The 13,123-nt window shown below is 70.4% G+C and carries 13 protein-coding genes; 11 read left to right on the top strand and 2 right to left on the bottom strand.

Features of this window, described 5'->3' with window-relative positions; all coding sequences use genetic code 11:
- The 6 genes from MXD58_RS09060 to MXD58_RS09085 form a co-directional block, all read left to right on the top strand.
- The coding region (locus tag MXD58_RS09060) for an acyl carrier protein (protein WP_284678100.1) at window positions 1-354 on the top strand (354 nt) is incomplete at its 5' end.
- Window positions 355-358: 4 nt separating this feature from the next.
- Window positions 359-1,153, top strand: a complete 795-nt coding sequence (locus tag MXD58_RS09065) for an arylamine N-acetyltransferase family protein (protein WP_248839307.1) — start codon at window positions 359-361, stop codon at window positions 1,151-1,153.
- 63 nt (window positions 1,154-1,216) lie between these two features.
- On the top strand, window positions 1,217-2,560 hold the full coding sequence (locus MXD58_RS09070; protein ID WP_248839308.1) for an NAD(P)/FAD-dependent oxidoreductase: 1,344 nt from the start codon (window positions 1,217-1,219) through the stop codon (window positions 2,558-2,560).
- Between the two features lie 171 nt (window positions 2,561-2,731).
- On the top strand, window positions 2,732-3,892 hold the full coding sequence (locus tag MXD58_RS09075; RefSeq protein WP_248839330.1) for a DegT/DnrJ/EryC1/StrS family aminotransferase: 1,161 nt from the start codon (window positions 2,732-2,734) through the stop codon (window positions 3,890-3,892).
- Window positions 3,893-3,917: 25 nt separating this feature from the next.
- On the top strand, window positions 3,918-5,042 hold the full coding sequence (locus tag MXD58_RS09080) for a Gfo/Idh/MocA family protein (RefSeq protein WP_248839309.1): 1,125 nt from the start codon (window positions 3,918-3,920) through the stop codon (window positions 5,040-5,042).
- The gene (locus MXD58_RS09085; RefSeq protein ID WP_518477599.1) at window positions 5,039-5,779 is read left to right on the top strand and encodes an HAD-IA family hydrolase; all 741 of its coding nucleotides are present in this window, start codon (window positions 5,039-5,041) and stop codon (window positions 5,777-5,779) included. Before MXD58_RS09080 ends, MXD58_RS09085 begins: the two co-directional genes overlap by 4 nt.
- A gap of 104 nt (window positions 5,780-5,883) precedes the next feature.
- Here MXD58_RS09085 and mhpA read toward each other — a convergent pair whose 3' ends face one another.
- A complete protein-coding gene (mhpA, locus tag MXD58_RS09090; RefSeq protein WP_248839310.1) occupies window positions 5,884-7,464 on the bottom strand; it encodes a bifunctional 3-(3-hydroxy-phenyl)propionate/3-hydroxycinnamic acid hydroxylase MhpA in 1,581 nt (526 codons plus the stop codon).
- A gap of 193 nt (window positions 7,465-7,657) precedes the next feature.
- Between mhpA and MXD58_RS09095 the strand changes: the two genes are divergently transcribed.
- The 3 genes from MXD58_RS09095 to MXD58_RS09105 all read left to right on the top strand — a co-directional run bounded on the left by MXD58_RS09095 (window position 7,658) and on the right by MXD58_RS09105 (window position 10,561).
- Window positions 7,658-8,509, top strand: a complete 852-nt coding sequence (locus MXD58_RS09095) for a thioesterase II family protein (protein ID WP_248839311.1) — start codon at window positions 7,658-7,660, stop codon at window positions 8,507-8,509.
- A gap of 5 nt (window positions 8,510-8,514) precedes the next feature.
- Complete coding sequence (locus MXD58_RS09100) at window positions 8,515-8,973, top strand: ester cyclase (RefSeq protein ID WP_248839312.1); 459 nt, start codon at window positions 8,515-8,517, stop codon at window positions 8,971-8,973.
- Between the two features lie 61 nt (window positions 8,974-9,034).
- Entirely contained in the window at window positions 9,035-10,561 is a 1,527-nt protein-coding gene (locus MXD58_RS09105; RefSeq protein WP_248839313.1) for a DHA2 family efflux MFS transporter permease subunit, read from the top strand.
- 457 nt (window positions 10,562-11,018) lie between these two features.
- On the opposite strand, the gene MXD58_RS30205 is transcribed toward MXD58_RS09105, so the two are convergent.
- Window positions 11,019-11,150: a hypothetical protein gene (locus tag MXD58_RS30205; RefSeq protein ID WP_284678101.1), complete on the bottom strand. Its 132-nt coding sequence runs from the start codon at window positions 11,148-11,150 to the stop codon at window positions 11,019-11,021.
- A 193-nt stretch (window positions 11,151-11,343) separates the two neighbouring features.
- Between MXD58_RS30205 and MXD58_RS09110 the strand changes: the two genes are divergently transcribed.
- Together MXD58_RS09110 and MXD58_RS09115 are read left to right on the top strand one after the other, a co-directional pair.
- Window positions 11,344-12,045 carry an HAD family hydrolase gene (locus MXD58_RS09110; RefSeq protein WP_248839314.1) on the top strand — a complete coding sequence of 234 codons (702 nt, stop codon included), beginning with the start codon at window positions 11,344-11,346 and terminating at the stop codon, window positions 12,043-12,045.
- Between the two features lie 84 nt (window positions 12,046-12,129).
- On the top strand, window positions 12,130-13,116 hold the full coding sequence (locus MXD58_RS09115; protein ID WP_250609194.1) for an STM4015 family protein: 987 nt from the start codon (window positions 12,130-12,132) through the stop codon (window positions 13,114-13,116).
- The last annotated feature ends 7 nt before the right edge of the window (window positions 13,117-13,123 follow it).

Genomic DNA, 13,123 nt, shown 5'->3' on the forward strand with positions numbered 1-13,123 from the left:
GTCGCGCCGATCCTGCGCCAGCTGGTGCGGGCGCCGGCCCGCGGTCGGGTGCGGGCCGCGAGCGCCGGGCGGACCCAGACTGGGCTGGCAGAGCTGCCCGTGGGCCAGCGCGAGGCGGCGCTGATGGGGATCGTCCGTGATCAGGTCAGCCTCAGCCTCGGCTTCGGCACAACCCAGGAACTGGACGCCGGCCAAGGGCTGTTCGAACTCGGCTTCGACTCCCTGACCGCGCTCGAACTGCGCAACCGCCTGGTCGAGGCCACCGGCCTGCGTCTGCCGCCCGGGCTCGTCTTCGACCATCCCACCCCGGGGATGCTCGCCGCCCACCTGCTCAGCCACCTCGAAGGATCGTGACGAGATGTTCGACCCCGAGGCCTATCTGCACCGCATCGGCGTCCCCGTGCCGGCGAACCCGGACCTCCCGACGCTGCGCGCTCTCCAACACCGGCACCTCTCGGCCATTCCCTACAACATCGCGCCAGCGGACTTCGCCGATGGTGTGCATCTCGTCCACCTCGACGAGGACGAGATCTTCGCCCGCAATGTCCTGGCTGGCCGGGGCGGCACCTGCTTCCAGCTCAACAGGCTCTTCCACCGTCTCCTGGGGGAGCTGGGATACGACGTCTCGCTGGTGGCCGGCAGCACCGCCGAGGGCCGAGCACACTTCGGGACCGACGTCGAGCACATGTTCTGCCTGGTCGTGCTGGACGGCGAGCAGTGGATCACCGATGTCGGCTACCCGGGCCCGTCCTACACCGAACCGCTGCGGGTGGCAATGAGCGCGCAGGAGCAGCACGGCAGCCAGTTCCGGGTGCGCGAACTCGACGGCGCGCTGGCCGTGCAGCGGCGCGGGCGGGTCACCCGGTGGGGGGTCGTCTACACGTTCACGCCGCAACCGCGCCGCTACCAGGACTGGGCCGAGTTCGAGAAGCGGGCCCGCGAGCAGCAGCCCACCGAAGCGGCGGCGGACTTCCAGGGCGTGCTGCGCGGGCGGACCTTCGCCGACGGCCAGGCGGTGCTCAAGGGCCGTCGCTACCTCGTGGTCCAGAACGGACGCGAGCACGTGCACACGATTACTGACGATGACGAACACCGGCGGTTGTCCGCCGAGATCCTGGCCGGCGAGTTCGACCGGCCACCCGTCCCACGGTGACGGCCGGTGACTCCCGCGATGGGACGACACCCGACACCCGACAGCACAGCGAAGGGAATTGGTATGACGAGCACATCCGTCGACGTCGTGGTGATCGGCGCCGGCCCAGCCGGATCAGTCGCGTCGGTGGTGCTGGCCAGGCAGGGCCGCTCGGTGGTGCTGCTGGAGCGCGAAGCCGAGCCACGTTTCCACATCGGCGAGTCGCTCCTGCCCTACATGATGGGCCTGTTCGAACGGATAGGCCTGCGCGAGGTGCTGGCCTCCCACGATTTCGTGCCGAAGTTCGGCGGTGAGTTCATCGATCCCACCGAGTCGAAGTTCTTCTCCGGCGTGTTCCGGGCCGACTTCGCCAAGCAGGGCGAAGGCAGGTTCGACCGCGCCTTCCAGGTGGAGCGCCGCCGGTTTGACCGGGTGCTCGCCGAGCAGGCCGCCGCGGACGGCGCCGACGTCCACTTCGGCGCCACGGTCACCGCTCTGTTGATCGAGGGAGACCGGACGACAGGCGTGCGCTATGAGGAGAACGGCGAGGACCACGAGGTGCGGGCCACCTACGTGATCGACGCCAGCGGCCGGGCCGGCACGATCGCGAACAGGTTTGGCCTGCGCAGGACCGTCGAGAAGCTGCGCATGGTCGCGGTGTACCGGCACTACGCGGGACTCGACGAGAAGCACAACCTGGGTGTGGCCGGCGACATCCAGGTCGGCGCCCATGCCGATGGCTGGGTCTGGGCCATCCCCCTGTCGGAGGACGTGATCAGCGTGGGCACGGTGATGCCCCGCGGGGTACTGGCGGCAAGCACACCGGCGCAGGTGTTCGAGGAACACGTCGCCAGGGTGCCGCGGATCGTGGCCCGGCTGACCGGTACCCACCCGACCATGGACCTGAAGGTGGAGACCGACTACTGCTACCACTCCGACACCGTCGTCGGACCGGGCTGGCTGATGGTCGGGGACGCGGGATGCTTCGGTGACCCGATGTTCTCCGGCGGCGTGCTGGTGGCCGCGGCGACCGCGGTGCGGGCGGCCGAGGCGCTTGGGGCGGCGCTGGACGACCCGACCTGCGCGCAGCAGCAGATCCAGGCCTACAGCGACTTCTTCAAGACCGGCTACGACACCTACATCCGGCTGATCCACGCGTTCTACGACGGCGAGCTGGTGGCGTCCGCGGCTGACGCCGGCCGGACGACGTCCCAGGACATGCTGGAGAGATATCTGATCCGGCTGATCGGCGGCGACTTCTGGAGCGAGCACAACGCCGTCGCCCAGGAGATGCGCAAGCGTTCCGAGTGGGACACGTTCGCGCCGTTCCAGCGTCAGTTCGGCTGCCCGGCCTACCCGCACCTCGACGAGGCCGACCGCAAGGAGCGGGTGCAGGCGCGGATCCGCCGCGCCGCGACAGGCTCCTGAACGGGGCTTCGCCACCGAGAATCTCCCACCTCTCCGCGCGCGGCGCTCGCTACCAGACTGGGGGATGGGGCCCGGAGCGTTCAGCATTTAATCTGGCCGCGTCGGTCTAATGCATTCGCGTTGGCTTATCCGATCCCGCCATCTTTACCCCACAAGCAGATTCGGAGAAATATGAACGCCCGACCAGCACCGGAGTTTCCGGAATGGCCGCAGTTCGATGATGCCGAGCGCGACGGCCTGATCCGTGCCCTGGAACAGGGCCAGTGGTGGCGCATGGGAGGCGCCGAGGTCTCCGCCTTTGAGGAGGAGTTCGGCGCGTACCACGGCGCACCACACACCCTCGCCGTGACCAACGGCACGCAGGCACTGGAACTGGCGCTGCAGTGCCTCGGCGTCGGCCCGGGCACGGAGGTCGTGGTACCTGGATTCACGTTCATCTCCTCCTCCCAAGCGGCCCAGCGCATCGGCGCCGTGGCGGTACCTGTCGACATCGACCCGAGCACGTACAACATCGATTCCGAGGCGGTCGCGGCGGCGATCACCGACCGCACAAGGGCGATCATGCCCGTGCACATGGCGGGCCTGATTGCCGACATGGACGCGCTGGCGAAGATCTCGGTCGAAACCGGCGTTCCGGTGCTGCAGGACGCCGCGCACGCGCAGGGCGCGTGCTGGCAGGGCAAGCGCGTAGGCGAGCTCGGCACCGTCGCGGCCTTCAGCTTCCAGAACGGCAAGCTGATGACCGCCGGAGAAGGCGGCGCGTTACTTTTCCCCGACGAGGAGACCTACGAGACGGCTTTTCTTCGCCACAGCTGTGGACGCCCGCGAACCGACCGACACTACCTGCACGCGATCTCGGGCACGAACATGCGGATGAACGAGTTCTCCGCCGCCGTGCTGCGCGCCCAGCTACGCCGTCTCGACGAGCACCGGGCCGTTCGCGACGAACGGTGGAAAACACTGTCCGCCCTGCTCGGCGAGATTCCCAGCGTGGTTCCCCAGGGTATGGACCCGCGGGTTGACCGCAACTCGCACTACATGGCCATGTTCCGGATCCCGGGAATTTCCGAGAAGGACCGCAACCGGCTCGTCGACACGCTCTTCGCGGCCGGGCTGCCGGCTTTCGCTGCCTTCCGTGCGGTCTACCGGACGGAAGCGTTCTGGGAGATCGGCGCACCGGACCTGTCGGTGGAGGAGGTCGCGGAGCGCTGCCCCGCGGTGGAAGCGATCAGTGCCGACGGCCTTTGGCTGCACCACCGAGTGCTGCTGGCCTCCGAGGACGCGATCTGCGACACCGCCGCGATCATCGCCGCCGCGGTGGCCGCCGCGTGAGCGCGCGTCCGCGCGGCGTGCCGCGATGACCCTACGGGTCGCCGTCGTCGGGCTCGGCTGGGCAGGCCGTGAGCTGTGGCTGCCCCGCCTGCTCGGGCACCCCGCCTACGAGGTCCGCGCCGTCGTTGACCCCGAGCCGACCGGTCGTGCCGCTGCCGTTGCGCTGGCCGGGCCGGCCGCGCCGGCCGCGCTGGCGGGCGTGCACGAGCTCGCCGCCGACGACGTCGACCTAGCCATCGTGGCCGTGCCCAACCACCTGCACGCGGAGATCTCCGCCGACCTGCTGCGCCGGGGTGTCGCCGTCTTCCTGGAGAAGCCCGTCTGCCTCAGCTCGACCGAGGTCGAGTCCCTCGCCGCGGCCGAGCGGGTCGGCGCCGTCACCCTGTCGGCCGGCAGCGCGGCACGTCACCGCGCCGACGTCCGCACGCTCGCCCGTCTTGTGTCCAGCCTCGGTCACCTTCGCCACGCCGACCTCTCCTGGGTCCGCGCCCGCGGGATTCCCCAGGCCGGCGGCTGGTTCACCCAACGGGACAAGGCCGGCGGAGGTGCCCTCGTCGACCTCGGCTGGCACCTCCTCGACACCCTCACGGCTCTGGTTGGCCCTGCGCACGTTAGCCACGTGCTGGGCGCCGTCTCCGCCGACTTCGTCCATGACGAGACCTGGCGGGCGGCCTGGCGCCACGACGACGCGGGCGTGGCCGGCGACGTCGAGGATACCGCTAGAGGATTTCTGGTCCGCGACGACGGCGTCTCGGTGGCGCTGCGGGCGAGCTGGGCCTCCCACGAGGCCCTGGACACCTCCCGCCTGCTCCTCGAGGGCAGCGCGGGCACCGCCACCCTCACCTGCACGTTCGGGTTCAGCCCGAACCGGCTGCCTCACAGTGAGCTCACGCTCACCCGTAACGGCACCACGACCCTGGTGTCGGTGCCGGCCGAGCCGGTCGGCGCCGAGTACGACCGCCAGCTCGACGAGCTCGCCACCCGCCCCTGGAAGCGCGGTCAGGCCATCGCGGAGGCCCGCGCCACCGTGCGGACCATCGAGACCTTCTACCAGTCCGCGTCGCGGCCGGCGCCCGACCGGGCGCCGGCGGACCAGCGGGCAGGCATTTCCACTTCGAAGACCGACCGAGTGAAGGAGTCGTGTCCGTGACCGCGCCGTTGACCTGGCCGTCCCTGGTCAGCACCAGCACCAGCACCAACACCAACGCCGGCGCCGGCGGCGGGGCCGCCCTGCCAGCGGGAGTTGTCCGTGAGGCGGTCGTCTTCGACCTGGACGGCGTCATCGTCGACAGCTTCACCGTCATGCGGAGGGCTTTCGAAGCGGCCCATGCCGAGGTGGTCGGCGACGGCCCCGTGCCGTTCGACGAGTACCGCAGGCACCAGGGCCGGTACTTCCCCGACATCATGAGAATCATGGGTCTTCCGCTGGAGATGGAGGCACCCTTCGTGCGCGAGAGCTACCGGCTCGCACACCAGGTCACGGCGTTCGACGGCGTGGCCGAGCTGCTGCTGACCCTGCGGGTCCGGGGGCTGCGCCTGGCGGTGGCCACCGGCAAGAGCGGTCCGCGGGCCCGCTCGCTGCTGGACGGGCTCGGTCTGCTGCCGTTCTTCCACCATGTGGTGGGCTCCGACGAGGTGGCCAGCCCGAAGCCCGCGCCGGACATCGTGCTTCGCGCGCTGGACCTGCTCGACGTGTCCCCTGCGGCGGCCATCATGGTCGGCGATGCGGCCATCGATCTCGCCAGCGCCCAGGCGGCCGACGTGTTCGCCGTGGCCGCGCTGTGGGCGGCGCCGCCGGAGGGCGAACTGCTTGCCGCCGGTCCGAACGCCGTCGTGCGCCGGCCTGTCGAGCTGCTTGCGCTGTGCCCGTCCGTGCCGGCTGGCTGAGTGCGCGCCCGCACGCCCGCGCCCTTCGACGGCGGGTCCAGGAAGGCGTCCCCGCCGCGCCCGAGCGGGCCGCCCTCGCCGAGCACTGGCGACCGACGCGGCGCTCAGGCCAGCACGACCGAGGCCAGCTGGACCCGCAGGTCGTCGACGAGGCCGGCCGTCGCCGCCGGCCCGGCAGCGACACCGAAGACCTGGTAGTCGGGCCGGACCAGCACCGCGGTCGCGTCGTGCCGGGCCAGGAAGTCGATGTAGACGCCCGCGTGATCGACGATCTCCGCATCCGCGCGGGCATCCGGAGGCCCGGGGACGACCCGCCGGACGTGGGCTGGGAGCTCCCGCAGGAAGGCCAGCCGCTCCTCGCCCAGTGCCAGCGGGCCGTCGGTGGTGAGCAGTACGAAACCCCGGCCCACCACGTCGTCGAAGAGGCCCTCCCGACCATCGGCGCCCACCCGTCCCTGCGGCATGACGATGCCCGCGCCGGCGGCCGGGTCACCGGTCGCGGGGTTACGGCGCAGAAGCCCGGTCGCGAGGGGTGTCGGCGCCTCCGGCCGGCCGGTGCCACGCACCGCCGCACCGGCGAGGACAGTGGCGTCGCGTTCGGCGGCCGCGGCCGGGTCGGTCATGCAGATCACCCGCCCGAGCTGCACCGAGGCGAGGATCGACGCGCGTACCTGCTCTCGGCGTTCCGCCGTGTATGTGTCGAGCAGAGCCGGCCCGGCCCGCCCGCTCAGCACGAGATCGAGCTTCCAGGCCAGATTGGTGACGTCGCGGATCCCCGAGCACATGCCCTGGCCGGCGAACGGCGGCATGAGGTGGGCGGCGTCACCCGCGAGCAGCACGTGCCCCGCCTGCCAGCGTTCCGCCCACCGGGCCTGGAAGATGTAGGTGGTGCTGCGCAGCAGGTTCGCCCTGTCCGGCGTGACGCCGTGCGGGGCCAGCAGCCGCCAGGCCGTCGCCTCTCGGTTCAGCTCGGCGCTGCTCTCGCCCGGCAGCCGCATGAACTCCCAGCGCCGGTGGCCGGGCCCGCTGCCGACCAGGGTGGTGGGCCGGGCCGGGTCGCAGACCTGAACATTGGTGGGCTCAAAGGACCGCTCGTGGCGCAGCTCGACGTCGCAGAGCAGCCATTCGTAGGAGAAACCAAGGTCGGTCACCGGCACATCGAGGTGGTCGCGGACGAAGCTGCTCGCCCCGTCGCAGCCGACCACCCACCGGGCGGAGAACTCGGCCTCACCGTTGTCACACGCGGCGGTGACCGTGACGCCGTGCTCCCCGTCGCTGATGTTGGTGACCTCGTGCCCGCGGTGCAGGCGCACCCCGGCCAGCTCCGATGCCCGCTCGGCCATCAGCTCCTCCAGCGCGGGCTGGTGCATGGTGCTGGCATCGGGCCAGCCGAACTGGCCGTCGGTGGTGAAGGCGATGTCCAGCAACACCGCGCCGTCCGCGGTGCGCCACTGATAACCCGTCGCCGGTTCCGTCACGTGAGCCAGCCGCGGCCCGATCCCGGTGGCGGCGAGCAGCCGTGCGGTCTCGCCGTCGAAGCTTGTGGCTCTGGGCAGCCGGTAGGGCCGGGGCCGGCGTTCCAGCACCGTGACCTGGTGGCCCAGCTGAGCGAGCAGAATCGCCAGCACCGCGCCGACCGGGCCGTTGCCGACCACGAGGACATCGGCCGCGTTCCCGTCGGGCATTGTCGTTTCCGTCAGCATCGTCCGCCCCCACACGCGCCGGAGAATGCCCCCAGGCTAGTGGCGAAGGCCCTGGTCCACTCCGGTGGCGGGATTCCCTATCAGACCTGGTGATGCCGGCGGCCCGTGCGGTCGATCTACGGTGCTGTCTGTACGTGTGGACCGGATGCGAAGGCAGCGGAAGGACTCACCGCGGATGATGAGCACGACGTGGACGCGGGTGTACGAGGCGGTGCCGACCGCGCCCGTACGCCTTGTGTGCTTCCCGCACGCCGGCGGATCGGCCAGCTTCTTCTATCCGGTGGCGAAAGGCCTAGCCCCGCAGGTCGAGACGGTTGCGATCCAGTATCCGGGCCGGCAGGACCGCCGGCACGAGCCCAACATCACCACCCTCGCCGAACTGGCCGATCGAAGTTTCGGTGCGGTGTGTGAACTGGTAGACAGACCGCTGGCATTCTTCGGCCACAGCATGGGTGCCCTGGTGGCCTTCGAGGTCGCGCGGCGCCTGGGCGCCGCTGGGCTGCCCGAACCCGTGCGGCTGTTCGCCTCCGGGCGGCGCGCACCGTCCCGTTACCGCGACGAACATCTGCGTGCGGAGCCGGACGACAAGCTCGTCGCCGAGCTGCTCAGGCTCAGCGGTACCAGTCCGGCGATGCTGTCCGACCCCGAGGTCGTGGAAATGATCATTCCGCCGCTGCGGGCCGACTATCAGGCGGTCGAGTCCTACCGCCATGAGCCCGGGAGCGCGCTGGCGTGCCCGATCACCGTCCTCGTCGGCGACGCCGATGCGAGGGTCTCTCTCGAGGAGGCACGGGGCTGGAGCGCGCACACCCGCGCCGAGACCGAGCTGAAGGTCTTCCAGGGCGGCCACTTCTACCTCGTCGACCGGGCGAGCGAGGTGCTGGATCTCCTGCGCGAGAGCCTCCTTCCGGGCCCGCGGTCGGCAGTCGTATCCGCCCCTGACCCCGGCACGACCTGCGGTTCTGGCCGCACCCTGCCTCATCCGGTACCGGCCCGCGAGGCTGGTCCGCCGGCGCGACGGAGATGATCATCATGGCGACCGCTGCCCTTGACACGCACGATGAGCTGGTCCGGAACCTGCTGGAACTTTGGTTCACCCCGCCCACCGGCGCCACCGATCTGGACTTCGGATTTCGGCGGATCTTCGCTGATCCCGTCCGGGTGAACGGGACACCGATCCCCGTCGCGGCGCTCGCCGACCAGGTACGCGGTCTGCACACCGCGTACGAGGGGCTGGTCGCGGAGGTCTCACTACAGGTGCCCACGGCGCGCGGAGTAGCCCTCGCGTTCGAGATGCGCGGCCTGCACGTCGGCCCGCTGCCGACCCCGATCGGCACCCTGCAGGCCACCGGCCGGATGGTCCGGGTTCCCACGATGGAGGTGCTCACGATCGAGGACGGGCGGATCACCGCGCTCCACGTGATCGCCGACGAACTGGTGCTGCTCCGCGACCTTGGCGCGCTGCCAAGCGCGCCGCAGGCGCAGTGCTGAACCGGTTCCGGCGACCCATGCCGACATACCGCTCCAAGGCCGGGCAGGAAGGAGCTGTTGGGTGAGGACGGCGCCGCCGCCTGCCACGGATGGCACCGAGAAGCTGGACCGCGACGTGCTGATGATCGCGGGCGTGACGGTGCTGGGTGCCACCATGTCCATCCTCGACACGACCGTGGTCAGTGTGGCGCTGCCGACCTTCCAGCGGGAGTTCCACGCGAGCTACGCGACCGTGGCTTGGACGATGACGGCCTACACACTGGCTCTGGCCACGGTGATACCGGTGACCGGATGGGCTGCCGACCGGTTCGGCACAAAACGCCTTTACCTGACCTCGATCGGACTGTTCGTAGCCGGGTCGGCGCTGTGCAGCGGAGCGTGGGGTATCGGTCCGCTCATCGTGTTCCGGGTCCTACAGGGCCTCGGGGGCGGGATGCTGATGCCCCTTGGCATGACCATGATGACCCGGGCCGCCGGTCCGGAACGGGTCGGTCGGGTGATGGCGGTGCTGGGAATACCGATGTTGATGGGCCCGATCGGTGGCCCCATCCTCGGCGGGTGGCTGATTCAGGCCGCCAGCTGGCACTGGATCTTCCTGGTCAACGTTCCGATTGGAGCCGTCGCCTTCGTGACCTCGCTGCGAGTCCTGCACCCGGACCAGCCTCAGCCCCGCGAGTCCTTCGACTTCCTCGGCATGCTCCTGTTGTCGCCGGGGCTGGCACTGCTGCTATTCGGCGTCTCCTCCATTCCTGCGGCCGGCACGGTCGTTGACGTGAAGGTCCTGGTCGCGGGCATCGCCGGCCTCGGGCTGGTGATCGTTTTCACGCTGCACGCGCTGCGTCAGGACCATCCGCTGGTCGATCTGCGGCTGTTCGTCAACCGGAATCTCACCGTCTCGGTGGTCACCGGAGCCATGTTCGCCATCGCGTTCATGGGCAGCATGCTGCTGTTTCCCAGCTACTTCCTGCAGGTGCGGGGGGAGAGCACGCTGAACGCCGGGCTGCTGGTGGCGCCGCAGGGCCTGGGCGCCATGCTGACCATGCCGCTGGCCGGCCGGCTTACCGACCGAACGGGCCCGGGAAGGATCGTGGTCGGCGGTCTCGTACTGATCGCGGCAGGGCTGGCCGTGTTCACCCAGGTGAGCGCGGACTCCGCCTACCTGCCGCTGGTCGGGGCGTTGTTCGTCATGGGCCTCGGAATGGGCATGACCCTGATGCCGATCATGTCGGCGGCGCTGGCCACCCTCACCGACCGCCAGATCGCACGCGGATCGACGATGATGAACATCGTCCAGCAGACCGCGGGCTCCATCGGAACGGCCCTGCTGTCGGTTGTTCTTACCAACCAGGTGCTCGACGACCCCGCGGCGAGTTCGTACAGTGCCGTGTCCCAGGGGGCGGCCCCTGGCGGAGTTACCGGCGAGGCGCTCGCGCGGGGCCGTTCCGCCCTCGCCACAGCCTTTGGACACACCTACCTGGTCGCCCTGGTCCTCATTCTCTGCTGCCTGGTGCCAGCGGTCCTTCTGCCAAGGCGGCGACCTGCCCAGCAGATCACCCACGAAATACCGGTGGGCACCACCACCCCGTGAACGGGCGGCTCTCATCCGGAGGCATCGGTGCCCGGCGGCGGAGGATTCGATTCTGGCCGTCCGCGCCGCGTCTCGTCAGCGGGGTCGGCTGCGGCATTTCTCGCGGAGTCCGCGAGGCGCGGAAACGATGCCGTTTCCGATCGGCCTCTGCGACGTCGGCATGAAAACGCCGGGCGATCCGCAGCGGGCTGTCCGCCACCGTCACCCGGCCCCACAGCACGCTGTCGATCTCCCGGATCTCCGCGCCGGGTTGGGGGAATGGCTGTCACCGGGCGGCGAGGTTCTCGCGAATGTTCATCTCGACACATCAGGGTAGTGCTGGCCGGGCCCGTCGGGAACCTTCGAAAGTCCCGGTTCCCGCTGCCCTCGAACATGATGTCCGCCGCCCGTCACCGGGAGGCGATGACGGGCGGCGAAATCAAGGCCGGGCACTATGCCCGCGCCGGTGTCCGGGGTGTCAGTAGCGGGACCCGGTGGTGGAGCGGCTCTGCGACCGCCGGCGCAGCCGACGCAGACCCCGCGCCGCCGACCGGTCCGCGGCATTCACGTCACGGTGGGTCTCCCGGCGCAGCCTCCGTAGCAACTTCATTGTTTCCTCCTCGGCCTCGTCGTGTCCCTGATCCGACCTTGTCGTCCTGAACCGATCATGCCCGTCGGCCTACTGATAACACCTGCCGTCGCGCATCACTCGTAGACTTCGCGCGAGCCGCGGACCCGCGGTGCCGTGCGCTGGTCGTTCACGGGAAATCCCGCCGTGTTCGCGGAAGTGAGGGTCCTCGACGATGGCTGGTGCACCGGCTGCCGTGCTCTTCGACATGGACGGCCTGCTCGTCGACACCGAGCGGCTGTGGAGCGTCGCGCAGTCCGAGCTCGCCGTGCGTCTCGGCGGCGAGCTCACACCGGAGATCAGGACGGCGATCCATGGCCTGGGCGGCGGCAACGGGCTGCGGACGATGCTGTCGATGATCGGCGCTCCGGCCTCGGCCTTCGACGGGTCGATCGCGTTCCTGCGGAGGCGTATCAGGGAGCTGTTCGCCGTGCCAGGTGCCATCGTGACCCGGCCCGGCGCGGCGGAACTGCTGCGCGCGCTGACCGCCGAGGGCATTCCCCTGGGGCTGGTCTCCTCGTCGCCGCGGGCGCTGGTGGACCTCGTCCTGGCGGCGGTGGGAGGCGAGTACTTCCGCGTCTCCCTCGCCGGCGACGAGGTGCGGCACGTCAAGCCGGATCCGGAGCCGTACGTGACCGCGGCGCGGCTGCTCGCCGTCCCACCGCAGGAGTGCGTGGTTCTCGAGGACAGCGAATCCGGTGCGCGGGCGGGGCTCGCCGCGGGGTGCGCCACGGTCCTCGTCCCGTCGATGGACCTCACCTGCTCGCTTCCGGTCGCGGCGGTGGTGGCGAGCCTCCAGCTGCTGTCGATCACCTCGCTGCGAGGCCTCTTCCAGCCCGCCCCGGGGGCTTCGAGCGCCCCCTGGGCGGGGCGGTGAGGCGCGGCGAAAGCCCTGCGGCGGTTGGGTTCCCGCTGGTCCGGACGCCGCCGCGGCGCATTGTCGGTGGCGGCTGATAGGACGGTGACGACGACGGCCGCGGAAGGGAACCGGATGACGATCTACGAGCATCTCGCTGAATTCGCCGGCAAGCCGGTGGCTGAGTTTGACCGCGAGTCGGGCGGGGCGCCGGTGGGAGCCGCGGACGTCGCCTGGCGAGTGGAGACAGTGTTCGACGGGCCCGAGTTCGGCGAGGTCCTGCGGGACTTCGCCGACCAGGTCGACGCGGCCGCCGTGACCCATCTGGTGATCGGCTACTGGGGCGCGTCCTACGACGACCACAGTGACGCCGATCCGGTGGACCTGCTGGTGGGCCTCGCCGGGCGGCTGCCCCGGCTACGGGCGCTGTTCCTCGGCGACATCACCCCGGAGGAGGCGGAGATCTCGTGGCTCGAGACCCCCGACATCACCCGCCTGTTCGACGCGTTCCCCGAGCTGGAGCACCTGGAGGTGCGCGGCGGCAAGGACCTGGCGCTGCGGCCGGTGCGCAGCCGGGTCCTGCGCACGCTGCGCTTGGAGTCCGGCGGGCTGCCCGCCGAGGTGGTCCGGGCGGTCGGTGCCAGCGACCTGCCGGCGCTGGAGCACCTTGACCTCTGGCTCGGCATCGAGCTCTACGGCGGTGACACGACGGTGGACGATCTCGCCGGCATTCTGGGCGGCGAGCGGCTGCCCGCGCTGCGTCACCTCGGTCTGGAGGACGCGGAGATCGCCGACGACCTGGCCGGCGCGGTCGCGGGCGCGCCGATCGTCGCGCGCCTGGAGTCGCTCAGCCTGGCGCTGGGCGCGCTCACCGACCCCGGCGCCGAGCGGCTGCTGGCCGGTCAGCCGCTGACCCACCTGCGCCCTCTCGACCTGCACCACCACTACCTGAGCGACGCGATGATGGACCGGGTCCGCGCCGCGCTGCCCGGTGCCAACCTCGACCAGCAGGAGACCCCGGACGGCAGCAACACCAAGATTCTCCTCTGCCGGACCCAGCTCGCTCAGCGATCCCTTAGTTTGAGATCTTGAGGTCTTC

Source organism: Frankia sp. AgKG'84/4 (assembly GCF_023242965.2).
Lineage (GTDB): Bacteria > Actinomycetota > Actinomycetes > Frankiales > Frankiaceae > Frankia.

What these genes read in the sequence shown, in the direction of transcription:
- MXD58_RS09095 (WP_248839311.1), top strand. Translation starts at nt 7,658, where the DNA reads ATGATGAGCACGACGTGGACGCGGGTGTACGAGGCGGTGCCGACCGCG.
- MXD58_RS30205 (WP_284678101.1), bottom strand. Translation starts at nt 11,150, where the DNA reads ATGAAGTTGCTACGGAGGCTGCGCCGGGAGACCCACCGTGACGTGAAT.
- MXD58_RS09100 (WP_248839312.1), top strand. Translation starts at nt 8,515, where the DNA reads ATGGCGACCGCTGCCCTTGACACGCACGATGAGCTGGTCCGGAACCTG.
- MXD58_RS09070 (WP_248839308.1), top strand. Translation starts at nt 1,217, where the DNA reads ATGACGAGCACATCCGTCGACGTCGTGGTGATCGGCGCCGGCCCAGCC.
- MXD58_RS09080 (WP_248839309.1), top strand. Translation starts at nt 3,918, where the DNA reads ATGACCCTACGGGTCGCCGTCGTCGGGCTCGGCTGGGCAGGCCGTGAG.
- MXD58_RS09075 (WP_248839330.1), top strand. Translation starts at nt 2,732, where the DNA reads ATGAACGCCCGACCAGCACCGGAGTTTCCGGAATGGCCGCAGTTCGAT.
- MXD58_RS09110 (WP_248839314.1), top strand. Translation starts at nt 11,344, where the DNA reads ATGGCTGGTGCACCGGCTGCCGTGCTCTTCGACATGGACGGCCTGCTC.
- mhpA (WP_248839310.1), bottom strand. Translation starts at nt 7,464, where the DNA reads ATGCCCGACGGGAACGCGGCCGATGTCCTCGTGGTCGGCAACGGCCCG.
- MXD58_RS09065 (WP_248839307.1), top strand. Translation starts at nt 359, where the DNA reads ATGTTCGACCCCGAGGCCTATCTGCACCGCATCGGCGTCCCCGTGCCG.